The sequence below is a fragment of the Psychrobacter sp. P11G5 genome, assembly GCF_001593305.1.
In the GTDB taxonomy this organism is placed as follows: Bacteria; Pseudomonadota; Gammaproteobacteria; order Pseudomonadales; family Moraxellaceae; genus Psychrobacter.
Genome location: NZ_CP012533.1, coordinates 3,071,903 through 3,094,914 on the forward strand (window position 1 = coordinate 3,071,903; position 23,012 = coordinate 3,094,914).

21 protein-coding genes are annotated in these 23,012 nt (G+C 42.1%); 10 read left to right on the forward strand and 11 right to left on the reverse strand.

Annotated features, from left to right (window positions below; all coding sequences use genetic code 11):
• Positions 1-58: 58 nt before the first annotated feature.
• The 3 genes from AK825_RS12535 to AK825_RS12545 form a co-directional block, all read right to left on the reverse strand.
• Positions 59-1,054: an alpha/beta hydrolase gene (locus AK825_RS12535; protein ID WP_082785721.1), complete on the reverse strand. Its 996-nt coding sequence runs from the start codon at positions 1,052-1,054 to the stop codon at positions 59-61.
• A gap of 277 nt (positions 1,055-1,331) precedes the next feature.
• The gene (locus AK825_RS12540; RefSeq protein WP_068038010.1) at positions 1,332-2,180 is read right to left on the reverse strand and encodes a BON domain-containing protein; all 849 of its coding nucleotides are present in this window, start codon (positions 2,178-2,180) and stop codon (positions 1,332-1,334) included.
• A gap of 308 nt (positions 2,181-2,488) precedes the next feature.
• Positions 2,489-2,983 carry a YraN family protein gene (locus tag AK825_RS12545; protein ID WP_227514075.1) on the reverse strand — a complete coding sequence of 165 codons (495 nt, stop codon included), beginning with the start codon at positions 2,981-2,983 and terminating at the stop codon, positions 2,489-2,491.
• A 248-nt stretch (positions 2,984-3,231) separates the two neighbouring features.
• Between AK825_RS12545 and rsmI the strand changes: the two genes are divergently transcribed.
• Positions 3,232-4,176: a 16S rRNA (cytidine(1402)-2'-O)-methyltransferase gene (gene rsmI, locus AK825_RS12550; RefSeq protein ID WP_068039488.1), complete on the forward strand. Its 945-nt coding sequence runs from the start codon at positions 3,232-3,234 to the stop codon at positions 4,174-4,176.
• A 52-nt stretch (positions 4,177-4,228) separates the two neighbouring features.
• Positions 4,229-5,251, forward strand: coding sequence for an adenosine kinase (locus AK825_RS12555; protein WP_068038016.1), 1,023 nt, complete (start codon positions 4,229-4,231; stop codon positions 5,249-5,251).
• A gap of 84 nt (positions 5,252-5,335) precedes the next feature.
• Here the strand turns inward: AK825_RS12555 and AK825_RS12560 are convergent, their stop codons facing one another.
• Positions 5,336-6,658, reverse strand: a complete 1,323-nt coding sequence (locus tag AK825_RS12560) for an aminotransferase class V-fold PLP-dependent enzyme (protein ID WP_068038021.1) — start codon at positions 6,656-6,658, stop codon at positions 5,336-5,338.
• A 233-nt stretch (positions 6,659-6,891) separates the two neighbouring features.
• Complete coding sequence (gene nfuA, locus AK825_RS12565) at positions 6,892-7,575, reverse strand: Fe-S biogenesis protein NfuA (protein ID WP_068038023.1); 684 nt, start codon at positions 7,573-7,575, stop codon at positions 6,892-6,894.
• Between the two features lie 597 nt (positions 7,576-8,172).
• Between nfuA and AK825_RS12570 the strand changes: the two genes are divergently transcribed.
• The 5 genes from AK825_RS12570 to AK825_RS12590 all read left to right on the forward strand — a co-directional run bounded on the left by AK825_RS12570 (position 8,173) and on the right by AK825_RS12590 (position 13,690).
• Positions 8,173-9,165 carry an alpha/beta hydrolase gene (locus AK825_RS12570; RefSeq protein ID WP_068038027.1) on the forward strand — a complete coding sequence of 331 codons (993 nt, stop codon included), beginning with the start codon at positions 8,173-8,175 and terminating at the stop codon, positions 9,163-9,165.
• Between the two features lie 149 nt (positions 9,166-9,314).
• A complete protein-coding gene (locus AK825_RS12575; protein ID WP_068038032.1) occupies positions 9,315-9,944 on the forward strand; it encodes a glutathione binding-like protein in 630 nt (209 codons plus the stop codon).
• A gap of 247 nt (positions 9,945-10,191) precedes the next feature.
• Complete coding sequence (locus tag AK825_RS12580) at positions 10,192-11,244, forward strand: bifunctional nicotinamide-nucleotide adenylyltransferase/Nudix hydroxylase (protein ID WP_068038035.1); 1,053 nt, start codon at positions 10,192-10,194, stop codon at positions 11,242-11,244.
• A 212-nt stretch (positions 11,245-11,456) separates the two neighbouring features.
• Positions 11,457-12,854 carry a nicotinate phosphoribosyltransferase gene (locus AK825_RS12585; RefSeq protein ID WP_068038038.1) on the forward strand — a complete coding sequence of 466 codons (1,398 nt, stop codon included), beginning with the start codon at positions 11,457-11,459 and terminating at the stop codon, positions 12,852-12,854.
• A complete protein-coding gene (locus tag AK825_RS12590) occupies positions 12,848-13,690 on the forward strand; it encodes an SGNH/GDSL hydrolase family protein (protein ID WP_068038041.1) in 843 nt (280 codons plus the stop codon). The genes AK825_RS12585 and AK825_RS12590 overlap by 7 nt, the downstream gene beginning before the upstream one ends.
• Before the next feature lie 113 nt (positions 13,691-13,803).
• Here the strand turns inward: AK825_RS12590 and AK825_RS12595 are convergent, their stop codons facing one another.
• Together AK825_RS12595 and AK825_RS12600 are read right to left on the reverse strand one after the other, a co-directional pair.
• Entirely contained in the window at positions 13,804-14,082 is a 279-nt protein-coding gene (locus AK825_RS12595; protein ID WP_068038044.1) for a type B 50S ribosomal protein L31, read from the reverse strand.
• Positions 14,083-14,558: 476 nt separating this feature from the next.
• Positions 14,559-14,993 carry a hypothetical protein gene (locus AK825_RS12600; RefSeq protein ID WP_068038047.1) on the reverse strand — a complete coding sequence of 145 codons (435 nt, stop codon included), beginning with the start codon at positions 14,991-14,993 and terminating at the stop codon, positions 14,559-14,561.
• Between the two features lie 594 nt (positions 14,994-15,587).
• Between AK825_RS12600 and AK825_RS12605 the strand changes: the two genes are divergently transcribed.
• Positions 15,588-17,183 carry an FAD-dependent oxidoreductase gene (locus AK825_RS12605; protein ID WP_068038050.1) on the forward strand — a complete coding sequence of 532 codons (1,596 nt, stop codon included), beginning with the start codon at positions 15,588-15,590 and terminating at the stop codon, positions 17,181-17,183.
• Between the two features lie 142 nt (positions 17,184-17,325).
• Here AK825_RS12605 and AK825_RS12610 read toward each other — a convergent pair whose 3' ends face one another.
• Positions 17,326-18,018 (reverse strand): TIGR00730 family Rossman fold protein, encoded by a 693-nt coding sequence (locus tag AK825_RS12610; protein ID WP_068038053.1) that lies wholly within the window; start codon positions 18,016-18,018, stop codon positions 17,326-17,328.
• A gap of 568 nt (positions 18,019-18,586) precedes the next feature.
• On the opposite strand from AK825_RS12610, the gene AK825_RS12615 reads away from it, so the two are divergent.
• Entirely contained in the window at positions 18,587-19,432 is an 846-nt protein-coding gene (locus tag AK825_RS12615) for an alpha/beta fold hydrolase (protein ID WP_068039491.1), read from the forward strand.
• A gap of 2 nt (positions 19,433-19,434) precedes the next feature.
• Here AK825_RS12615 and AK825_RS12620 read toward each other — a convergent pair whose 3' ends face one another.
• Positions 19,435-20,136 (reverse strand): DUF3820 family protein, encoded by a 702-nt coding sequence (locus AK825_RS12620; protein WP_068038055.1) that lies wholly within the window; start codon positions 20,134-20,136, stop codon positions 19,435-19,437.
• A 204-nt stretch (positions 20,137-20,340) separates the two neighbouring features.
• Here AK825_RS12620 and AK825_RS12625 point away from each other — a divergent pair, with 204 nt between their 5' ends.
• Entirely contained in the window at positions 20,341-20,931 is a 591-nt protein-coding gene (locus tag AK825_RS12625) for a M23 family metallopeptidase (RefSeq protein ID WP_068038058.1), read from the forward strand.
• 68 nt (positions 20,932-20,999) lie between these two features.
• Here the strand turns inward: AK825_RS12625 and phoR are convergent, their stop codons facing one another.
• Together phoR and phoB are read right to left on the reverse strand one after the other, a co-directional pair.
• Entirely contained in the window at positions 21,000-22,100 is a 1,101-nt protein-coding gene (gene phoR, locus AK825_RS12630) for a phosphate regulon sensor histidine kinase PhoR (protein WP_068038061.1), read from the reverse strand.
• Between the two features lie 62 nt (positions 22,101-22,162).
• Positions 22,163-22,867, reverse strand: coding sequence for a phosphate regulon transcriptional regulator PhoB (gene phoB, locus AK825_RS12635; RefSeq protein ID WP_068038064.1), 705 nt, complete (start codon positions 22,865-22,867; stop codon positions 22,163-22,165).
• Between the last annotated feature and the right edge of the window lie 145 nt (positions 22,868-23,012).

A 23,012-nucleotide genomic window follows, 5' to 3' on the forward strand; every position in this document is an offset into this window, starting at 1 on the left:
ATCTTACAGTACTGTCTACTCATAAGCACATGTAGCAACTCTACGTTTATTAAACTGTCTATTTTAAATTTTTATCTAAATAAGTTAATACTTGCGCACGTACATCATTGACCCAACGTAATGGCGGTGCCATCGCTCCAATACTGGTAGCATGACTGGCACCTTCGATTTCGCCATTTTCCACCGTTACGCCATGATCTTTCAGCGCCTGAGTCATTTTGATGGTATTGGTCTTATGCACAACTTTGTCTTTTTCGGCAGTTAATAATAAATACGGTGGCTGCTCGCCTTTGATTTGACGGTCGGGCATCACTGCATTTGGGGTAGCATCAGCAGCAAAAGCAGTCACACTGGCAAATTTACGAAAATCATAGCTATAAGGGCCAGCGATACCAATGACCGCAGCGATGTCTTTTGGTTTAATTCCATAAGGTGCCAAAAAATCTTCATTAGACATTGCAGCTACCGCATTGAACGCGCCAGCAGAATGTCCGACCACTGCTACGCGCTTTGGGTCAACATGAAGACTTGGCGCATTATTAACACTCCATGCAATTGCTTGGGCAGTGTCTTCAACGTAATCAGGATATACATGCTCGGGTGCTTTTCGATAATTAATCACTGCGGTGACATAACCTGCCTGAGCTAAGCTTTGACCGACGAAAGCATATTCGTCTTTACTGCCACTCTCCCATGAGCCACCATGCACGAATACCACCATCGGATAAGTATTATTAATGGTATCTTGTGCTTTCATCGCCTGTGCTAACGATTTAGGGTAATAGATATCCAAATCTTGTGCTGGCTCGTCACCATATAAGATGTTCTTGCTGACACTAACGCCGCTGTTTGAGGTGATACCATTTACTACTGCCAACGCTGACAATGCTTGCGCTTGTTGAGTGGCTAACGTAATAGCACCTACTGCCACTATGCCTGCACCTACCAGCTTTAACGTACGCGTATTGCGAGGTTGATTGCTCGCAGAAATATCGTTTGTTATCTCAGTAATATCTGTTTTTTGTTGTGCATTATCAGAATTCGAACCTTTCATTGTTATTATCCCTATGATTACCCAGTCTACAGCTGCCAATACGCCAAATGATTTGGTGACTAATCCATTGCCTTGTTTGTCTGCATTTCTGCATTCAGTCATTTTACTGGCTATCTCATAATTTGACGTGTTTTTAGTGTTATGACTGATAAAGGTTATTGTGAATGACTTTAGAGCAGCAAATGAAGTCATTCATCTATAAACCAAACCCTATTTATCAATGAAAATATAAACAGAAGTTTTTTCGTAGAAATAGAAACAGTTACTTAAAGCTAATTTATTGATTTTGGTATAAATCAATATAAGGGCTGGAAGATTGTTGCTCAGTTGAGTTGCTGTTTTCTATATCACTGTCTTCTATTAAAGTATCGTTACTTGCTGAGTTTGTTGGAGCGACCTCTCTAATAATCGGTGTTGCCCCCGTTGATTGCGCAGTAGTAGCGTTGGCAGGATTACTTTCTGACATGATATCTGCATCATTGATAGGCAAGCCTCTGTCATCCACGACAGTAGTCAGTAATACCAACTCAGTAATACCAGCAGTACTGTTGGCAATATCGATCAGATGGCTTTGCTGAGTAGGTGTCACTCTGCCCATAACATAGACCACCCCATCATTAGTCACTGCCTTTAATTGTGACGCTTTGACTGCATTATTAGCAGCAGTTTTGGCCATTAGCTTTGAGGTAATATAACCATCATGTACGGTCGAGCTATAGCCTCTAGCAACACTAACATCTAGCTCATTATAGACACGGCGTACGTCAGGCATAGAGCTGACTACTTGCTCGATTTGCACTTTCAGAGCCTCAGTTGGCACCTCACCTGTAAGCAGAATTTCGCTGTAAAAACTGTCAATACTTATTCGACTATTGGCTTGCAGGTCTTCTTGCAAACCATAGACGTTTATCTTTGCAGTATGTTCAATACTACGATCAAGCAAGCGCTGAGGGATAGTCCGTTCAGTCACTGGCACGCCATAAGTACCTTCAGTACTATTGGTCAAATAATTGGTCGTACAGCCCGTACTAACTAGGCTAGCCATTACAATAGCACTTATCATCGTACGATTTATAGCGACACGCGGTGTTTTAAAAACGGATTTAAGTGTATGCAACCTTGTCATTATCTTCCTCATAAAGCACAGTCAATATTTAAGTTTTAGTAATAGAATATAGAAAATTCATGTCACTGATTCAGACTAAACATTATAATAATTATATAGGCAGTATGGTCGGTCATAGCAGCACTGTTATATTCAGAGTTGTTGTGTTAATTACTGTCATGCATCAGTACTCTACCCTGAGCACCATGCCAGTTACTTTACTCAATTTTTACCATCAGCGGTTAGGTTTTTAGTAACGGCAGCTTATTAGATATCGGCTTTATGCTTATTGCTAAATACATTTTTCTAAATCACACAAACCCAATACGCTACCACGCTGTCGCCATAAATGCACCCGAAAGCCACTCTGGTTGATAAGATGCTGTGGAATGCTCGGCTATATTATTTTTATCATTGTTATTTTTATCGTTGTTTGCAATGTTACTCGTAGCGCGTTCAATATTATAGGCAATCACGTCGAAGCGACATTCAAAATGAGCGTATTCAGAATGTTGTTGCAAAAAATATTTAGCCGTTTTTATAATCTTGCGCTGCTTGGCCTTGGTCACACTAAGCGCGGCATCACCAAAACTTGAACGTAATCGCTGACGCACTTCAATAAATACCAATGTCGACCATGTCTGCCCTATTTCTAACATCACCAAATCAAGCTCACCAATTTTTGGTTGCTGCCAGTTTTGAGCGATAAGCACTAAACCCTGTCGCTGCAAAAACTGACATGCCTGTTGCTCAAACAAACTACCTTGACGTTGCTTAGGAGACGTCAAAGCCAACGGACGATGACCATTAGTTGCCCTAGCCATAACGTTTGCTCTCCTCATCCTTCATAAAAACAGCAACTCCAAGAATAGTTTGCATGAAAAATAGACTTTATGACTTATAAGTAATCACAGAATAGTCAATTCAGATTTATAATAGCACAACATGATAAACTAACTACTTTTCAGCATTTAACATCATACCTATGACTGCTTTTATAAGTGGCAATGATGATAATAGCCGAAAAACCAATCATGCTGTTTTTATTTATCATCATATTTACGAGGTTTTCATGTCTACCCCTACCGCGATGCCAGCTTGTCTGTATATCGTTGCTACTCCAATTGGTAATTTAAGCGACATGACGCCGCGCGCGATTGAGACCTTAAAGCAAGTGGCTATCATCGCTTGTGAGGACACTCGTACCTCAGGGAAACTATTGGCGCATTTTAGTATCGATACCAAAGGTAGCAATACAAACGATGATGACAAGACTGCTAATAAAATTGACAACACTGACAGTACAACAGACAATAAAACTCGTGGACATAATAAGCTTTGGGCCTACCATGAGCACAACAGCGCTATCCAAACACCCAAGATTATTGAGATGATTCAACAAGGGCATTCGGTTGCATTGATTAGTGATGCAGGAACGCCATTGGTCAGCGATCCTGGTTATCAGCTGGTACAAGCAGCGCATGCTGCTGGTGTAACGGTCTCGCCTATTATCGGTGCGTCAGCTGCTATTGCCGCGTTGTCAGTAGCAGGACTACCTTCTGATCGTTTTAGCTTTATTGGTTTTTTACCTGCAAAAACCCATGGTCGCCAAAAACAGCTATCAGCGTTGAAGTCGCGCACTGAAACGCTCATATTTTATGAAGCACCGCATCGTATCGTAGCAAGTTTAGAGGATATGGCAGAAGTGTTTGGTGCGGATCGCGGGGTAGCTTTTTGCCGAGAGCTGACTAAGACCTTTGAGACTGTATTCAAGTCGACTTTAGGGGAGCTTATTGAATTTGTTAAGGCTGATGATAATCAACAACGTGGCGAAATGGTTGTGGTCGTCGCAGGCGTAAACGTAGCGCAGGACGATGATGATATAAGCGTCCACGATAAGCTCTTGCAACGTCTATTAGAAGATATGTCAGTCAAAAAATCGGCGGCTCTAGCGGCTGATATTACTGGCGTCAAAAAGAACGCCTTATATCAGCGCCTCCTTGAGCTGCAAGCTTAACAATCAATGAAATCGCTGTTTTATTTTAATATTAAAATTGGAGAGATAATCTATGTACGATGTGATGGCGATAGGCAATGCCTTGGTTGACTACGAATTTGTGTTGAGCGATGCAGCCCTAGAAGAGACAGAGCTGACCAAAGGCAACATGACCTTGGCAAACTTTGATGAGCAACAGCAAGTATTGGCATTTTTAAAACTGGCAGAAATCAAACTATCAAAAAAAGCGGGTGGCGGTTCAGCAGCTAATACCATGTTTACCTTTGCTAGCTTGGGTGGTAAGCCATTTTACGCCTGTCGCATAGGTGACGATGTACAAGGAACATTTTATATAAAAGACTTAAACGAAGCTGGCGTTGCAACCTCAGCTAAGTCGATACATACAGGTGGCGTAACTGGATCGTGTGTGGTCGCTGTTACTCACGATGGTGAGCGTACAATGCAAACCTACCTTGGCACTTCAAGTGATATTACTGCTGAGAATGTCGATTTTGAAGCATTGACGCAAGCAGATTGGTTATATATAGAAGGCTACTTAGCGATGTCTGAGAGCATTCAACCCGCCATGACTCAGTTGCGCCAACAAGCAGGTATTCATGGTGCCAAAATCGCGGTCAGTTTTGCAGATCCAGCGGTAGTAAAGTTTGCAAAAGACGGTCTACTCAATATGCTAGGCAATAAAGTCGAGGTAATATTCTGCAATAGTGAAGAGGCGCGGTTATTTACTGAGAAAAAACAATATAAAGCTTCAGCACGTGCATTGCTTGAATATTGCCAGATAGCCGTCGTAACTAATGGCGCGAATGGTGCAGTTATTGCCCATAAACCTGAAAAGGACGGTGATGATATTGTTATTTATGAAGTACCAACACCAAAAGTAGCTAATGTTATAGATACCAACGGTGCAGGCGATAACTATGCTGGAGCGTTTCTATATGCCTTATCGCAGCAATACAGCTTGCCAGAATGTGGTCGTCTTGCCAGCGAAGTCGCCAGTCAAGTCATTCAACAGTTTGGCCCACGTTTAGCGTCACAAGACTATCGAGATATCGCACGCCGTGTATTGGTAGCCTAAAATTAAGCCTTTTCCATACAATTAAACCAATAAAAAAAGCCCATATCAAATCGATATGGGCTTTTTTAGATGACCAATTATGCACTAAGCAGACGCTAAAGCTTGTTCCAAATCTGCTTTGATGTCTTCAATATGCTCAATACCAATAGACAAGCGCACCATATCTTCACTAACGCCTGCCTGCTCTAATTCTTGCTCATTTAGCTGACGGTGTGTGGTCGTTGCAGGATGGCTTGCTAGAGATTTTGCATCGCCGATATTCACCAAACGCGTAATGAGCTGTAGCGCATCGATGAAACGTGCACCAGCTTCACGGCCGCCTTTCACCCCAAAGGTCAAAATCGCTGATGGCGTGCCTTTCATATACTTTTTAGCCAGCTCATGGTCTGGATGATCAGACAAGCCGGCATACTTAATCCAAGCCACTTTATCATGGCTTTTGAGATACTCAGCCACCGCTTGAGCGTTTTGGACATGGCGCTCCATGCGTAAGCTTAACGTCTCCATACCTTGGAGGATACTAAAGGCATTAAGCGGACTTAAGGCAGCACCAGTATTGCGTAATGGCGCAACGCGAGCACGAGCAATAAAGGCCGCTGCACCTACGTCTTTGACGAAGTTTACGCCATGATAGCTAACGTCCGGCTCATTCAAGAGTGGAAAACGTTCAGGATAGTCGCCCCATGCAAATGTACCACTATCAATGATTGCACCACCGATAGACGTACCCGTACCGCTCATATACTTGGTCAATGAATGCACCACGATATCTGCACCGAACTCAAATGGACGGCAAAGCGCTGGCGTCGCCACGGTATTATCAATCACCACAGGCACACCGTATTCATGGGCAATATCGCTGACCGCTTGAATATCAATGATATTGCCAAGTGGATTACCGATACTCTCTGCAAAGACCATCTTGGTCTTATCATCGATTAGATCACGAATAGAGTCAGGATTTTTATGGTCAAAGAAGCGTACTTCGATACCTTGACGCGGTAAAGTATGCGCAAATAAATTATATGTACCACCATATAGTGTCGATACGGCAACGATGTTGTCACCCATTTCACAAATGGTCTGTACTGTGTAAGTAATGGCCGCCATCCCAGAGGCAACTGCGAGCCCGCCTAATCCGCCCTCAAGCGCTGCTACGCGCTCTTCTAACACCGCATTAGTCGGGTTCATAATACGCGTATAGATATTGCCCGCAACTTTTAGGTCAAATAAATCTGCCCCGTGCTGAGTATCATCAAAGGCATATGAGCTAGTATGATAAATAGGCACCGCCACGGCTTTGGTGGTTGGCTCCACGGTATAGCCAGCATGAATCGCTAAGGTCTCTAGGTGCTGCGAATTTTTTGGGCTGTTATCAGTATTATTCTCTGGTTGTCCATCACTCATTACATACTCCTTGGCATTAGTTGAAAACGTCTTGATTAAAAAATCATCTCTAAAAAAGCTATTCTCTAAATCATAGCAATAAAAAAAGCTGAGTTCATCATAACTCAGCTTCTTTATTAAAAGAATAGCAATTTATTCAACACTTAATGACTAATATTCATAAGCTGTAAAATTAATAAGCGTTATTCATACTGTCTTTAGCAGTTATTAAGCGCTTACTTACTATTAAACCTTTATTTATAGTAGGCGTTTTCAGTGCGAGTATGGTCAGTCTCATCGACGACTTGAGTCAACTCTGGTATTTGCTGCTTGAGCTGCACTTCCACGCCTTGACGCAAGGTCATATCAACGGCTGAGCAACCTTGGCAACCACCACCGAACTTCAATACTGCGGTTAAGCCAATGCCTTCTTCTTCAATCAGTTCAAGCAATTGTACATCACCGCCATGCGCGGCCAAGCTTGGATTAATTTCAGACTGCAAGACGTAGTTGATACGCTCTTCGACACTCGCATCAGCGCCAACTTTTGGCACTTTAGAATTTGGTGCACGGAAGGTCAGCTGACCACCAAAACGATCTTTATTATAATCAATGACGGCATCTTCTAAATAAGGGACTGATGCCGCCTCAATAAATGCAGAGAAATTATCATAGGTAAAACGCAGATCGGCGCTATCTTCCTCGCCCGGCTGATTATATGCCATACAGCATTCAGCACGCGGTGTACCTGGATGTTCAACGAATATACGCACACCGATGCCGTCAGTATCTTGTTTTGACAACAAATCTGCCAAGTAACCTTGCGCTGACTCAGTAATAGTAATATTGCTTTTGGTCTCGGTTTGATCAGTATCTAATGCTGATTCGAAGTCTGTAGACTGGTCTAATTGACTGTCAGTTTGGTTGTGCTCACTCATAAGGTTTCCTATGCGTTATGACACAAATGCTATATCTGTCATGGCTGCTGTGTCGTGAATTTTGAAAAATAGGCAGATTATCAACCATCGCAGCTTATCGTTATATTGGCTTGGTTTAACTACGATTTCAATAAAGTTATAACGGTTATTATAGCGCACTCAAGCGATAATTCCGACTGCGCCACTGTGATTTAACTGTGACTGTCATAAATGGCTGCTATTGGTTTTTTTAATACTCAAATCTAAAGCGTAAATGCTGTGAAGCTATAACAACGATACAAAAACAACGATACAAAGTTGTTCTATTGCAAATACCATATCTATTAGTGACTATATTAAGACGGTATTGCCAATTATCAAGCATCGTAGTCTCTTGCGATATACAAAATAAAAAGCGCAAAGCTCTAGTAAGAGCAACTTTCCATTTTTTGGCATTTTATTAAAGTATCTTTTATTAAAGCACTGGTTATTAGAGCATCTATTATTAAAGTACTTGAACGATGTTTACTCGCTCTCTACTTAATAATGGTATCTTTTAAGAATCCTGCGTACCTATACTAAATGATTTGAGTAAATGATTTGAACGAGACCACTTTTATGATGACACAAACGCTAAATCTAGTGACCACTCAAGATGGTGAGCAAATTGCTGTTTGGCAAGTTATTGATAGCGCAAAGGATAATAGTGAGACTGATGATAATGTTGCAGCTGACAGCTCTATAGCCAAAGCGCAAAATATATTACTAACGCACGGTACGTTTTCGGACAAACACACCTGCTTAAAAATTGCAGAGCATTTAGCCAGCTTTGGTCATCACTGCTATATTATGGAATGGCGTGGTCATGGTCACAGCTCAGTGCCAAAAGATAAATTCAACTTCGAAACCGTCGCTACTTATGATTTTGAAGCGACTTTTCGTTATTTATTTGATGAATTAGAATTGGATAATTTGCATTGTGTTACTCATAGCGGTGGCGGCGTTGGCTTGACCATGTTTTTAATCCAAAACCCACTTTATGTTACCAAGCTGAATAGCATCAGCATGTTTGCCTGCCAAGCCTATGGTGCGGTAGTAAATCGCAAAAATTACACTAAGATACTAACAGCCAAATTATTTACACGACTATTTGGCTACATTCCTGCAAAGAGGCTCAAACTAGGACCTTTTAACGAAAGCTACTATACGATGAATCAGTGGTTTGATTGGAACCTACAAAAGAACTTTAAAAGTAGCTTTATTAAACAGAATAAGATTAAACAAAGTAGTATTGAGCAAAGCAAGTTCGCAGAAGACTTCAGTGATAAAGATGCCAATCATGATGACAGCTTCGATTATCGACAGCATATGCCAATGATTACCACGCCTATCTATGCTATTAGTGCCAAAGGCGACAACTTCATCTCCCCGACCGATGGCTGTGAATTGTTTTTCAATGATTTTGATAATTCTACTAACGTGTTTCGTGAATACTCCATCAGTAATGGAAATTTGGACGATTATACCCATAGCCGCATTATGATTAGCCGTAACGCTGCCAAAGAGATTTGGCCGACGGTTGTCGCATGGATTGAGAAGCATGCAAAATGATTTTATGTCTATAAAACCTATATATCTATTACATCTATCCAAATTAACTTCACATAAGATAACTGAATAAGCTTGGTTGATTAGCTAAAGTTGATATCGTTAATACAGTGATATGAATAATTATACCTAAATACATAAAGGAGTATTTTATGAAGTTATATGTGATACCAGGCACATGCGCAGTCGTGCCACATACAGCACTCGAGTGGACAGGCGCTGATTACGAGCTTGAGCTGTTAGATCACGATTCAGTGAAATCAGAAGAATATTTGCGCATTAATCCGCAAGGCGCGGTACCTTCGATAGTTGATGGCGAGACAGTGGTCACTCAAAACATTGCTACCCAAGTCTATATTGATGCCAACTATCCTGATGCCAATATTTTTGGTACAGATGAATCGCCTGACGGACAAGCACAGATTATGCACTGGCTAGCGTTTTTAAATGCCGATCTGCATAAAGCATTTGCCCCGTTATTTGGTCCTGATGGTTTTATCGAAGATGAGTCAGCACAAGAAAAGTTAAAAGCGAAGGCACAAGAGAATATCACTCATCTGCTGAGATTGCCCAATGAGCAGCTCGGTAAACAAGATTATCTAACAGGTACTAAAACGACCGCTGATATCTATCTTTACGTCACCCTGACGTGGGCGAAGAAGTTTGACATCGATTTGTCTGCTTATAAAAATTTTGATGCCTTTATCAAACGCATTGAAGAAGACGAAGGCTTAACCGCTGTGATTGAACAGCAAGGCTTAGAGAAAATTGGCTCGCTATAGATTTTTATAATTATTAATCAATGATTTTTTTAGTAAGACCCTTCTAATCTGTTAGAGGGGTCTTTTATTTTATAGCCAGTTCAAAATAAAATTGATACGTTAAAAAACAATGAATAAAATACGCTAACATCAGTGATTACACACCACTAAACATCTTTGCACTTGTCAGCAAGTCATAGGCTGTGTCAGTATTGGCGTCATTAAATTATTTTCAACCAAAAAAATAAGTAGTAGGAAATCGGCGTCTATGAGTGAATTATCAGAGCAAAGTTCAGATAAGCAAGAGAGTAAACACTACCGCTATCTGGTATTTATTGGTCGCTTTCAACCGTTCCACCGTGGGCATAAAGCTGTCATTGACGAAGCACTAAAACGTGCTGATGAAGTAATCATGTTAATCGGTTCGGCCAATTTGCCGCGTAGTTTGCGCAATCCATTCAGTGTCGCTGAGCGTGCAGCTATGATTCAAGGCGCTTATTCAGCGGATGAGGCCGCACGCATTCATTGCGTAGGCCTAGATGATGCACTCTATAATGACACGCGCTGGCTACAATATGTCCAAGCGGGCGTAAAATCTGTCACTGGTGACTTAAATGCCGATATCGGTCTTATCGGTCACTCTAAAGACAGCTCTTCTTATTACTTATCGCTATTCCCTCATTGGGCATCGGTTTCTGTGCCAAATTATCATAACTTATCTGCCACACCCATTCGCGACAGCTACCTAATGGGTGCATCGCCTACCCCTGAGCGCACGCCTGAGTCCACTCGAAAAGTCTTGAACGAATTCAAAAAGACGAGCCACTATCAGCAGTTGCACGAGGAAGCAGGCTTTATTGATAAGTATAAAAAACAATGGGAATCTGCGCCTTACCCACCGACATTTATGACTGCTGATGCCTTGGTCGTACAGTCAGGACACATTTTGTTGGTAGAGCGGCGCAGCATGCCGGGACGTGGATTATGGGCATTACCAGGCGGGTTCCTTAATCCAAAAGAGACTTTATTTGACGCTTGTATTCGTGAGCTACGTGAAGAGACTCGGCTAAAAGTTCCAGAGCCCGTACTGCGCGGCTCTTGTCATAGTCAACATACTTTCGATGATCCTTACCGCTCCGCACGCGGACGCACGCTTACCCAAGCATTTTACTTTCAACTAAAGAATGACGCAAAAGGCTTGCCAAAAGTAAAAGGTGGCGATGATGCTGCTCAAGCTTTTTGGTTACCACTGGCTGAGCTTGATGCCACTATGATGTTTGAAGACCATTATGCGATCATCACCAAAATGGTTGGGTTGTAATAGCTCATTTAGTTGACCACTTAGTTCATTATCTATAAATTCTTGACCAACAAGAGTCTATATAATTTATTAATTCCCTTTAATGAACTTCTATTTTATAGATTCTATATATATTAGTTTCATCGCCCAAGCCGATAGACGGCAAGGGTCTAACCGTCGCAACTGTCATTCAAAAAAGCAGCTGTGACATCTAAAAGCAGAGGAGTTCTGTGATGTATACCAGCAATTTGAATAATCTCATTCTTAATAGCGACAGTTATAAGACCTCACATTGGGTGCAATACCCAGCTGGCAGTGAGTATCTGTCCAGTTACATCGAAGCCCGTGGTGGCGACTATGATGTGGTATTTTTCGGCTTACAAGCTTTTATTAAAGAGTACTTAAGTACTCCTATTACTCATCAAGATATCGATGAAGCTGAAACAGTAATCCATGCTCACGGTCTGACATTTAATCGTGCTGGCTGGGAGCGTTTGGTCGATAAGCATGGCGGTTATTTGCCTCTACGTATCGAGGCTATGCCTGAAGGCAGCATCGTGCCTGTATCCAATGTCGTTTGCCAAATTACCAATACTGATCCTGATTTTTATTGGTTACCAAGCTATATCGAAACTGCCCTGCTGCGCGCCATTTGGTATCCCTCCACTGTCGCTAGCGTGTCACATTATTGCAAGGGTGTTATCCGCCGTGCGTTAGAAAAGTCTGCTGATAATTCAGAATCACTCATTTTCCGTTTGCATGATTTTGGCTCACGTGGCGCTTCTAGTCATGAGTCGGTAGCGCTCGGTAGCTTAGCGCATTTGGTTAATTTCGCTGGTACTGACTCTATGGCTGCTTTGGTTGCTGCTAGTCGTTGGTATCAAATGGGCAATGATATGCCAGCGTTCTCAATTCCTGCTGCTGAACACAGCACCATGACCGCATGGGGTCGCGATGGAGAGACTGCTGCTTTTGCCAATATGATTAAACAGTTTGGTGGTGAAGATAAAGCCTTTTCAGTAGTCTCTGATAGCTATGACTTATGGAATGCCATTGATAATATCTGGGGCGATGCGTTAAAAGACGATGTCAAAAATATGGGTGGCACCTTGGTTATTCGACCAGACAGTGGCGAGCCAACCAAAGTCGTACGTGAGGCGTTAGAACGTTTGGCAGTAAAGTTTGGTACGACTCTTAACAGTAAAGGCTATAAAGTCTTGCCTGATTACGTACGTATCATTCAAGGTGATGGCATTAGCCCGCAAAGCTTAAGTAAGATCATTGATGTAGTGATGAACGCTGGCTTTAGCGCGGAGAATATTACCTTTGGTATGGGTGGTGGCCTTTTGCAGCAAGTCAATCGCGATACGATGAACTGGGCGATGAAAGCCAGCGCCATTTGTATCGACGGGATATGGAAAGATATCTATAAAGATCCAGTGACTAGCCATTCTAAACGCTCTAAAAAAGGCCGCTTAGCACTGATAAAAGATGATAACGGACAGATAAAAACCATAAAAGTTGATGATTTAAGTGCTGGTGCGGATAGCCTACTACATGATGTTTACGTCGATGGCAAACTGCTCGTGGAAGACAGTCTCACTAGTATACGGGAGCGCGCAGGATGGTAGCTCCTCTTAAAATGTCAGCCATTGCCAAGGATGTATTGCTCGCCCCTATTTACTTATATCAAGGTCGCAAAGTCAAACGCGATACCGTGCGCCTTCCTGAACCAGAAGGCGAAAGACACGGTCATATTCAATTACGCGACTCTACTGAGATGGTAGCAAGTGAGACTACGAAAACGCTGAGCCTAATGATTGTAGGTGACTCCGCAGCAGCTGGTGTCGGTAGTTTGACGCAGCAAGAAGCGCTTGCTGGCAAGTTGATACCTGCTTTACAGCAAAAACTAGTCACTCACACCCAGTTTGATACGCTTAGCTGGTCGTTACAGGCTACGACTGGACATACCAGTTTCGATATTTTACGTCGACTGTATGTCCTACCTACTCCCTACCAGCCAGTTGATATTATGGTTCTGAGTGTCGGCGTTAATGACACTACATCCAATGTCTCTGCAGTAAAGTGGCAACAGCAGCTTGAGCACATTATTGCCATTGCTCAGCGTAAATTTGGTGTACGAGAGCTTATATTTTCAAGTCTACCACCGATGGCACAGATGCCAGCACTACCTTCTCCGCTTAATAACTTTATTGGTGCGAAAGCCACAAGGCTTGATCAAGTATTAGAAGGCGTTTGTGCTGAGCATAACGGTGTACATTATATGGCAGCAAACTTTACGCTAACGGCAGAAAAGCATGCCCATGGTACCCCTATCGATAGCGCCGCTATGTTTGCTAGCGATGGCTTTCACCCAAGCAGCTTAACTTATGGCTTTTGGGCACAGCAATTGGCAGAGTTGATTGCTCAATTGCTTAATTCTCAGCTTGATGGGCATAGCAATTAAAAGCCTCTAAACGATAAACCACTTAAAAACGCTTAAAAAAATGCAAAAAAAACCGCTGAATTATCAGCGGTTTTTTATTACTTAGCAAAATAAGTTTACGCAATAAGCGTAAATTATTCAGCAGAATCAGCAGCTTTCTTGTTACGGCCACCAAACGCACCAAAGCGTTTGTTGAAGCTTGCAACACGGCCTTCAGTAGAAGTTTTACGCTGCTCGCCAGTATAGAACGGATGCGACGCACTTGAAATATCAAGTGGGTAGTATGGGTATTCTTTACCTTCGTATTCACGAGTAGCTTTAGTCTTAGCCGTTGAACGAGTTAAGAAAAACACGTCAGCGTTAGTGTCATGAAATAAAACTTCTTGGTAATTAGGATGGATATCTTTACGCATAATAAACTCTCTATGTCCGATGTATACACAGTATTATTGACGATGGGTCAAAGTTTTTGCAACACTGAGCATACGTAACTGAGGCACTAAGGACATCTGCAAGTCTGGCAACTGCGTCACTGGCTTATTCCAGCACCCAACACCACACCTCTGCTCACCTAGCCTTCCCCAGCGGGAAAATCAAACCGCGATTTTAACGGTTTTTAGTGTTTGATGCAAGCAGCATATAGGCTAAGTCATTGATTTTCGTGCTATCAGAAATATCGATTGTGCTGCCTATGGTACGACTACGTTCACTGAAGGTATCTCTATTAATGTCCCTATCCAAATAGATAGCGAACTGGTAGAGAACAAAGCAAAATAAAGCTAATTTCTCATCATTAACCTTGGCTTACGAATATTCTCGCCAAGCGTTCTATAAAAAAGCAGCCATTATAATGGCTGCTTTTTTATTATTAATATTGTAGTTTTATACTTTATTTGGCTGGAACAACATGCCAAACGCCAAGCTTGTTATCACCATCTTTGTCACCAACTTTTGTATCATTGGCGTAGAAATATAATGGCTTACCATTCATTGCCCACTGGTACTTGCCATCTTCTCGTTGGAATGCAGCAAACTGACCAGAAGCTTTAGCGTTGTTAGGTGCCATAAATGCAGGCCAAGCGACTAAACAAGCGGCACCACATTCTGATTTATTCATTGAATCTTTATCAAAGGTATATAAAGTCATGTGATTGGTCGCATCAACTAACACGCCATTTTTACTAACCACTGGCGCTGTGTTATTGCTAGTTGCTTTAACATCATGCATACCTGATTTGTCATTACCAAACACGTTGTTTAATGTAGAACAACCGGTAAGCGTTAAAACACCCGTTAATGCAGATAACATAAGAATACGTTTCATAATAACTTCCTTGTAATTAAGAACAAAATTTTGTTAGTTTAAATTTTTATGCATATTTTTACTTGTAATCTAAGCTCTGATTTATCAATACACTCAAACTTGACTTCAAGCATTTTAATATAGCATATGCTTTGAAAAAGTCGTTTCTATCAAAATATAAGTTTACAAAAGCGCGTAATTTTTACAAATTCATTAAACTAGTCTGTTTCTTACTCTAAGAATCAATGTTAACTATCATCAAAATTAATTTTGATTTTACTCTCACATCTAGTGAATCTTATCTATCTAATACTTGCTTATTCATTACTTGTCCACCCAATGCTAATCACAGCTATTCGTTGACAAAACTAATGCATCTACTTACTTATTTGCCATCATGTTGGTTATAGATTTTCGTAAAATAACGTCATGAAATACCAATACTCATAAATAATTAAAAGTATGACTATCACGATTCAATATAGACGTTGAACTTGTTGGTATCTGCACGCATATCAATACAAATAACGCATTTAACAAAATATATAAAAAGACACTCAACGAATACGCCGAGCATGACCTTATGCTAATGCTATCAAGGATATGACAACGACAATGACCCAATCTTTTATCAAAGATCAATCACAATCCGTCCAGCACGATGCTTTATCTTATACGCTAAAGAATACCGAAGCTCCTAAACGCGTTGGTATTCTGGGCGGCGGTACAGCAGGAGCAACTATTGCTATTCGCCTAGCCGCTTTAGGGCTTGAGACTTACTTATTTGAAAAGAAAAAATCGCTTATCGATGGGCCGCCAATGTGTCATTTGCATGCTGGTGGCAATCTGTATCGTGAAATCCCTGATGAAGACTGCGTCGCACTTCTCAAACAATGTATCGATATATTGCGGCTTTACCCTTATACGATTGATGTACGGCCAACTGTATTCGCAGTACCGAATCGCGATGAAGGATTGCCCGAAGACTTGCTACCGCGACTTGATATTTTAACGGACGCTTATCGTGAGCTTATTGCAAAAGATGCGAATAATAAAGTACTGGGCGAGCCTGAAAATTACTATCAGCTCTATAGTCACGAGCAAGTGCTAGAGCTGTCTGAACGTGAGCAAGTCGCAGTGCCTAGTACGGTCGATGAATGGATGATACCGGTTGCCAAGTATTTGGACTTAAACAAAGTCAAATTTCCGCTGATTGTCGTACAAGAATACGGTTGGAATATTTTTCGTTTAGCGGCCTCTGCACAGCTAGCGTTAGCAGAATATGACCATGCGCATGTGTTTACGGATACCCAAATCAAGCAAGTAATGCCTGTAGATTGCGAGAATTGTTCGAACGCTGATCACCATGTCACTAAGTGGCGTATTGACTACCAACAAGCGAGCGAGCCGCAAACCGAGTCTATCGAAGTTGATTATCTAGTTAATGCTTGCGGCTTTCGTACCGGCGTTATCGACGATATGGTCGGTGTCAAAGTCACGCGTATGGTTGAGTTTAAGTCCTCTTATATTACGCACTGGGATGATGCTGGCGGACAGATACCAGAGATTATTATCTATGGTAGTCGCGGTACGCCAGAAGGTATGGCGCAGCTCACCCCCTATCCGGGTGGCTACTTTCAGATTCACGGTATGAGTAAAGCGATTACCTTATTTAGTGATGGTTTAGTCGCCTCTAATAAAGGTAGCGCGCAGCCTAAGCTACCGCAGCAATATGTACATTATATTGAAGATGGTTGGGATAAAGCGCCGCTACAAGCGCGTAGCCAGCAAGCGATTGAATATGTGGCTGAGTTTGTACCGACATTTCATAGCGCACGTACGGTCGGTAATGCCTTATATGGTGGGCAGCAAATTCCGGGGCAGGATGACACGCTGCGGGTGGCTGATGTAAGTCTGTATTCTAATATACGCTATGCGCGCGCAGAGAATGTCAAAGCATCCTCAACTTTGATTGCTGCTGATCAGATCGTTGATGAGCTGACAGAGCTTGGTTTAGTAGATAATGATACAGCTGCAAATCGTAGCCGCTACGCCCATAATTGGTCTTATCTTTTGCACAACGATAGCTTAGCGATTGACAAGGTTGCGCGTATATTAGCCGAAGAACGTGGGTTTCCACAGGCAATGGCTGGCGTTAATCTTAGTATTTGTGAAGCAACTTCAGCTGATTTGTCCGCTGTTAAAATATAGTATTTATCATTAGCTTGTAACTTTGGGAAAGGCATAAAAAAGGGAGCAGATAACCAGTCTTTGGTCCCCTGCTCCCTTTTATTTTTTATCATAATTACTGATAGCATCGCTATTAATATTATAGCGTTCTACTCAGTTAGTTTTATAGAACTTGGCTCTCGGTTCCTGCCATTTTTTCTGTATCAACCGCATCGTCTATCGTTACTAATGTCTGTAACAAGTCAATCGCTTCGTTAATGGTATTGCAAACCACCAAACGATCGAGATCCTGCTGCTTCATAAAACCTTGCTCAGTAGTATATTTTAGGTGGTCAATCATACGATCATAGAAGCCATTGATATTAAGAATGATCATCGGTTTTTCATGTTGATATAGTTGACGCCATGTGGCGATTTCCATTATCTCTTCCAGCGTTCCAAGTCCGCCCGGTAAAGTGATAAAAGCATCAGCGTACTCTGCCATAACTGTTTTGCGCGTATGCATCGTGTCAGTCAAATGCAGACGTGTTAGCTGCTCATGAGCGATTTCATGTTTAAGCATAAAGGTCGGAATCACACCGACAGCCTGCGCCCCGCCTTTTATAACTTCGTCAGCTACTGCACCCATAAGACCGATGCTTGCGCCGCCATAAACCAAGCCCATACCATTGTCTGCCAAAGCCCGACCAAGCTCGCGTGCTGCTTGCTCATAGACATCACTATTGCCCAAACGTGAGCCACAATAGACGGCAACCAATGGCATAGCTAACGCTGATTTATCTACTGCTTTTTCAATATGAGCAATATCTTGACTGGTTAGTACTTCATAAGTGTCGTTGTTAATTTTCATTTGCATATAATGCCCCTAACTTTGCGTAAATTCTACGTGGATTATTGTGTTAAATTATTTTTGCTGATTTATTGATTTAGATCATTATTCTGCTTATGCCTTAGTTCAAATCTCTCTACATTATTTTGTTATGTTCAGAGCGTTGCTAGCGGTATGTTGATTACGCATAATAAACATAAATGAAGTTCACGTCTATTTTCAGTTTTCTGGATATATATTTGATAAAAAATAACTCTGGCCAACAATGAGACCATTAAGTATCTTTTGTTTCATTCCTATTCGTCAGTATTTATCTTAACATAAGCCATGCTACCTAATAGTAGCAACGATTTATGACTATGACGCAATTGCCAAATTTTTTGTAAGTACTGATGAGTAAACTCACGCTAATAGCGTACTGTTTATCAGTAATTACTACTGACTAATAAAATAACAAGTTCATTAAGGTATAACGATGCACAACAACCAAGTACCATTCTCTTCAAATCAACAAGACAGTACTACTGCTATTCATGTTGATACTGCAACGAACGATCAGCCCAATACTAATATTGATACTTATTCACTGACCATAATGACTGATCGTAATCGAGCGCTAGCAGCCACTGTTTATCGTCCTAAACAAGCAGTAAAAACAGCGGTCATGATAGCGCCAGCTACTGGTATTAAACGCCAGTTTTACCATAATTTCGCTAACTTTTTAGCAGAGCATGGCTTTGGGGTACTGACCTTTGATAATGAAGGTATCGGTGAATCGCTTACAACCGATTTGGCTAAGTGCGATGCATCTCTTATCAGTTGGGGACGTCACGATATGCCAGCCGTACTTGATGCCCTGAAAGATGAGTTTACCGATGCTACTCATCACTTAATTGGTCACAGCGCGGGCGGTCAGCTAATGGGTTTAATGCCAAACTATAAGGCTATCGCGTCCGTATTCAACGTTGCTTGTTCATCAGGCCGTATCAAAAACATGGATATGCCTTATAAACTTAAGGCAATGGGCTTTATGGATGCCTTTATTCCACTCACTAACTTGACGTTAGGCTACACCCCATCAGATAAAATCGGCATGGGCGAACCGCTACCGCGCGGCGTAGCTAGGCAGTGGCGCGAGTGGTGCAATGGCGCAGGTTATATCAAGACAGCCTTTGGCAAAAGTGTACACACCCATTTTTATGATGAGCTGAGCATGCCTGCATTATGGCTCGGCTTTAGCGATGATGAAATTGCCAATAGTAAAAATATGGATGACATGATTCGCGTATTTACCAAAATGCCAGTCGAAAAACGCTTCTTTGATCCGAAAGACTTGGGGCTAAGCAGTATCGGACACATGCGCTATTTTAGTAGTCGCACCAATGCTAAAGCCCCTGAGTTATGGCAGATGGCGGTGGATTGGCTAAATAATCAGCCATAAGCTTAGGGCAAGTCCTCATTTTTCAACTTTTCTTTCGCAGCTTCTGCTTTGATACGCTTGTTCAAAGCAGAATAGAGCGACGGCTGCATATTATGAATATTACCCAGCATCCATTTCACATAGTTGATTGGCACGTCTTTAATCAGCTTACCTTTATGTTTTCCAAACGGCATCTTACTCACAGGATTGGCTTTATTGGAAATAGCATGAGCCGCGGCAAAGTCAGTCGGCGCAATTTCTAAGCGCTCGCAGCAGGCTTGATAGAGCAAATAACACATGCGTGCATCACCTAGCGCATCATGAGCAGCAACCGTCATCCTGCTTGCCTCGCCTTTTCCTAGTAGTTGCTCAATACATTTGGACTGTCCATAAAAACGCCACTCTGGAAAAGCCACGCGCGCTAGCCGCACGGTACATATAAGCTTGGCAGATGGGCTGCCAATTACTCGCCAATCAAAACGTACATTATGACCAATCAAGTACGTTGGTAACTCGAACTCCTCCAAATCAAAACGCTCAAGCCCAGCCACATCATCATCAGTAATGCCATGAACTTTAATCACGATTGGTGATATAGGACGACCGCTATTAAAATATTTCATCCACTCAAATCCAGTCATCACATTGATGGTCGCAACTTGGATAGGTCGTGGATCTCGACCTTGATCGGTTTCAGTATCGATAATAAGTGCAGTGTCAGTCATAGAGATTTGGCCATATATAGCAGCATTTATTTTTACATGGTATTTTATCTACGTGATGTTTTACGCAGAATTTTAAAAGAAACGTTATATTTATGGGGCTAAAAGCCAAATATAACAACTAAGCATAACAATGCGATACAAACGTTATAGAACAAGACTCCTATAATATCAATGTAAACAATAACAAAGATTTAAGAGAAATTAATGCCATTAGATAACAAGCATCAGCACCCAAAGTCTGCATATTTAAGCCGTGTGCTAAGTGTGCTCATTAAGGCTGCTGTACTATTGACCTTATTATTTGTATTCGACAAACTACTACCGAGCATCAGCCAACAAACACAGTCGTTTGTAGTAGCGAAATGGCAACAACTTAGCTTATTACAACAAGAACTGCCCACAGAAAACAGCCTACCCAGTCCGCTACCAGAACAGCATCTAACTGATACATGGGGCGCTGCACGTAGCCAAGGCCGTACGCATGAAGGTATTGATATTTTTGCACCGCGAGGCACGCCAATACAGGCAACGACGCAAGGTATCGTCAGAAAAGTTGGTGAAAATAATTTAGGTGGGAAAGTAGTCGTCATCGTAGGTCCTGGCGGCGCAGGACATTATTATGCGCATTTAGAAGATTATGCCGACATCTTACCTAATGAATGGGTTGATGCTGGCGACATAATTGGCTATGTCGGTGACAGTGGCAATGCAAAAGGCACACCGCCACATGTGCATTACGGTATCTATATCAATGGTAGCGCAGTTAATCCTTACCTACTTTTACAAAAAGATTAGCACGCATAGGGGTGTAAAACTGGCCAATACTAACGGCTGCTTACATATGGTAGAGATCGACTGTAGTATCAGTCCGTATGCGCTGACCGAACATGGGCAGCTGGGAATACTGCACTAAAAGTCGAGCCTTTGCCTTCCATCGACTCAATTTGCAAGTTGGCATCATATTGATACAAGACGTGTTTCACAATCGCTAGTCCCAACCCAGTACCACCTGTGGCACGACTGCGACCACTATCAATGCGATAGAAGCGCTCCGTCAAGCGCGTAATATGCTGCGGCGCTATACCAATGCCATTATCTTCGACGGCGAAGCGGCAGCCGTCTGATGTTCTAGTCCAGCTAATAGCTATATTGCCACCTTTTGGCGTGTACTTAATGGCGTTAATCACCAAGTTAGATAAGGCACTATTTAAGTACATCTCTGACCCATACAATCCATCATAGGTGTCTATCTGCAGGTGAATGCTATGATTATATTCTTGGTTATAGGCCTGCGCGTCATCATAGATATGAGTCAGTAGCTTGGTCATATCGATATAATTCAGCTCATGGGTTTCTTCGATTTCGATTCGAGAGAGCAGCAATAAGTCATTAACAATTCTATTCATCCGTGCAGTCTGCTGGGTCATCAGCTCAAAACCGCGCCGCCACTGCGATGGCATGTCGGGCTGATCTGAAAAGTTTTCGAGATAGCCCATGAGCACTGTTAGTGGTGTTCTGAGCTCATGCGAGACATTTGCCACAAAATCGCGGCGCATCTCCTCTAAATGATGCAAGCGAGTCACATCATAAATAATCAATAACTTCTCGTCACCAAAAGGCGTGAGCTCACATTTCAAATAACGCTTAGGGTCTCGCCATGACGCCATATGAACCCCATCGTTAGGTGTGGTCATCGTCTGATAGTACTGACGAAATTCAGGTACGGTAATGAAGTCAAAAATGCTCTTGCCCTGATCGGCTGCTTGCAGTAATAGCAAATCCTCTGCGGCCTGATTCCACCACTCCAGACTATCATCATCATTCAGCAAAATTACTGCATCTTGTAGTGCCCGTAGTGAGCTTCTGATTTTCTTAAGTTGACCCATTACTTCTTGCTGAGCAACTTGCTCTTGCTTTCCCTTTTCTTGCTTACTTTGTTGCTCGTTTTCCGTAGGCGTTATCATATAATTCATTATCCTTACCACTATCTACTGCGTTATGATTCACGTGCCGTTTTTTAAAATGGTTATACTTTTTCAATGAGACTAGAGAACCGATAACCCGTACCACGAACGGTTTGAATTAAAGTATCGCAGTCGTGGGGCTTCAATAATTTACGTAAACGCCTGATGTGTACATCAATGGTCCGATCTTCAATATAGACATTACCGCCCCAAACCTGATCTAGCAATTGTGTCCGCGTATAAGCACGCTCTGGATGGCTCATAAAAAACGCCAACAGCCTATATTCTGTTGGACCAATATCAACGACCTTATCGTTAGCCATAACGCGTTGGCCTTTGGGGTCTAGGCTCAGTTTACCTATTTCGATAGGCTTATCAGCACTCAGCGCACTACTACGACGCAATACCGCTTTAATTCTTGAGATTAATTCACGTGTTGAAAAGGGCTTGGTCATATAGTCATCAGCACCAGCATCAAGGCCATGAACCTTACTATCCTCTTCACTTTTGGCCGTCAACATAATGACCGGTATCTCAGCGAGCAATTCATCACTTTTGAGCATGCGACAAAAATCAATGCCGCTTTTATCTCCGGGTAACATCCAGTCTAATAAGATCAGCGCAGGACGATGATCCACCACTTGTTGATGCGCTTCTGAGACATCAGCTGCCTGCAAACTATCAAATCCGGCCATCTCCAATGTCATCACAACCATCTCACGAATCGCTGGTTCATCTTCGACAATCAAAATCTGCTCATTATACATACGACAACCTTATTATTAAGCATTGGTAAAAGCTATATGATACGGAAATTTAGGGTGCAAAAAAGGCGATAAACATTCACTAATGTCTGCTTATTAAACGGATTAATTATGACAGTTTGATGACATTCGCGTTTTAAACTTCTAG

What these genes read in the sequence shown, in the direction of transcription:
- phoB (WP_068038064.1), bottom strand. Translation starts at nt 22,867, where the DNA reads ATGTATAATGAGCAGATTTTGATTGTCGAAGATGAACCAGCGATTCGT.
- rsmI (WP_068039488.1), top strand. Translation starts at nt 3,232, where the DNA reads ATGTCTACCCCTACCGCGATGCCAGCTTGTCTGTATATCGTTGCTACT.
- nfuA (WP_068038023.1), bottom strand. Translation starts at nt 7,575, where the DNA reads ATGAGTGAGCACAACCAAACTGACAGTCAATTAGACCAGTCTACAGAC.
- AK825_RS12555 (WP_068038016.1), top strand. Translation starts at nt 4,229, where the DNA reads ATGTACGATGTGATGGCGATAGGCAATGCCTTGGTTGACTACGAATTT.
- AK825_RS12605 (WP_068038050.1), top strand. Translation starts at nt 15,588, where the DNA reads ATGACCCAATCTTTTATCAAAGATCAATCACAATCCGTCCAGCACGAT.
- AK825_RS12600 (WP_068038047.1), bottom strand. Translation starts at nt 14,993, where the DNA reads ATGAAACGTATTCTTATGTTATCTGCATTAACGGGTGTTTTAACGCTT.
- phoR (WP_068038061.1), bottom strand. Translation starts at nt 22,100, where the DNA reads ATGATAACGCCTACGGAAAACGAGCAACAAAGTAAGCAAGAAAAGGGA.
- AK825_RS12585 (WP_068038038.1), top strand. Translation starts at nt 11,457, where the DNA reads ATGTATACCAGCAATTTGAATAATCTCATTCTTAATAGCGACAGTTAT.
- AK825_RS12615 (WP_068039491.1), top strand. Translation starts at nt 18,587, where the DNA reads ATGACTGATCGTAATCGAGCGCTAGCAGCCACTGTTTATCGTCCTAAA.
- AK825_RS12625 (WP_068038058.1), top strand. Translation starts at nt 20,341, where the DNA reads ATGCCATTAGATAACAAGCATCAGCACCCAAAGTCTGCATATTTAAGC.
- AK825_RS12535 (WP_082785721.1), bottom strand. Translation starts at nt 1,054, where the DNA reads ATGAAAGGTTCGAATTCTGATAATGCACAACAAAAAACAGATATTACT.
- AK825_RS12575 (WP_068038032.1), top strand. Translation starts at nt 9,315, where the DNA reads ATGAAGTTATATGTGATACCAGGCACATGCGCAGTCGTGCCACATACA.
- AK825_RS12610 (WP_068038053.1), bottom strand. Translation starts at nt 18,018, where the DNA reads ATGCAAATGAAAATTAACAACGACACTTATGAAGTACTAACCAGTCAA.
- AK825_RS12590 (WP_068038041.1), top strand. Translation starts at nt 12,848, where the DNA reads ATGGTAGCTCCTCTTAAAATGTCAGCCATTGCCAAGGATGTATTGCTC.
- AK825_RS12570 (WP_068038027.1), top strand. Translation starts at nt 8,173, where the DNA reads ATGATGACACAAACGCTAAATCTAGTGACCACTCAAGATGGTGAGCAA.
- AK825_RS12540 (WP_068038010.1), bottom strand. Translation starts at nt 2,180, where the DNA reads ATGACAAGGTTGCATACACTTAAATCCGTTTTTAAAACACCGCGTGTC.
- AK825_RS12560 (WP_068038021.1), bottom strand. Translation starts at nt 6,658, where the DNA reads ATGAGTGATGGACAACCAGAGAATAATACTGATAACAGCCCAAAAAAT.
- AK825_RS12620 (WP_068038055.1), bottom strand. Translation starts at nt 20,136, where the DNA reads ATGACTGACACTGCACTTATTATCGATACTGAAACCGATCAAGGTCGA.
- AK825_RS12545 (WP_227514075.1), bottom strand. Translation starts at nt 2,983, where the DNA reads ATGGCTAGGGCAACTAATGGTCATCGTCCGTTGGCTTTGACGTCTCCT.
- AK825_RS12580 (WP_068038035.1), top strand. Translation starts at nt 10,192, where the DNA reads ATGAGTGAATTATCAGAGCAAAGTTCAGATAAGCAAGAGAGTAAACAC.
- AK825_RS12595 (WP_068038044.1), bottom strand. Translation starts at nt 14,082, where the DNA reads ATGCGTAAAGATATCCATCCTAATTACCAAGAAGTTTTATTTCATGAC.